At 59.6% G+C, this 716-nt stretch carries 1 protein-coding gene; it reads right to left on the bottom strand.

All coding sequences use genetic code 11. From position 1 onward, the window contains the following. Positions 1-716: IS630 family transposase (locus BGE01nite_RS28810; RefSeq protein WP_146856419.1), on the bottom strand; the 716-nt coding region annotated here is incomplete at both ends.

Below are 716 nucleotides of genomic sequence, written 5' to 3'. Positions count from 1 at the left end.
GTGAGGCCGTTTTGTCAGTCTGGGTCATGACATGATTGAGTGCCTGGCAGATGCGCTCTTCGAGTTCCTCTCCGGTGCGTGCGATCCAGTCCGTGAAGAAGTCGGCTTTGAGCCTTAACCACAGCCGCTCAATGGGATTGAAGTCCGGGCTGTAGGGCGGCAAAAACAGCACTTCAAAATGGTGCCACCGCAGGCTCTTGACCTTGTGCCAGGAGGCGTTGTCGAGCACCAGCACCCGACGCACCCCTTTTTTTAAGGGCACGCTTTGGGCCAGTTCATCAAGCCAGCATTGGAACACAGCGCTGTCGACTCCGTCAAACACCAGGTGGAAGCTCTCCCCGCTGGTCGGGCACACCGCGCCGACCACACTTCGCCTGAGATGCTTGCCCAGATGCGGCACCTTCGGCTTGCTGCCCGGCTGCACCCACCTGCGCCTTGGCCGGGGATCTCCCTCCACACCGCATTCGTCGCCAAACCAGAGCTCCACGCATGGATCCTGGGCCAGGCTTTTGATCTCTTCTTTAAAGGCTTGGCGCCGGACTTCACGCTCCGGCTCATCCAGAAGCGGCAAAGGCCACTTGCGCGGCACCCGCAGATTGAAATCCAGGTCATGGAGATAGCGGATGACGGTGTTATAGCTGAGCTCCACTTGCAGCTGCTCTTTGAGCCAGCCATGCACCTTGACTCCCGTCCAGTGCTCCATGGCAGCCTGGGCA

The organism is Prosthecobacter gellanilyticus, from assembly GCF_007992435.1.
Taxonomy (GTDB): Bacteria; Verrucomicrobiota; Verrucomicrobiia; order Verrucomicrobiales; family Verrucomicrobiaceae; genus Prosthecobacter; species Prosthecobacter gellanilyticus.
This window is presented reverse-complemented; position numbering and strand designations above follow the sequence as displayed.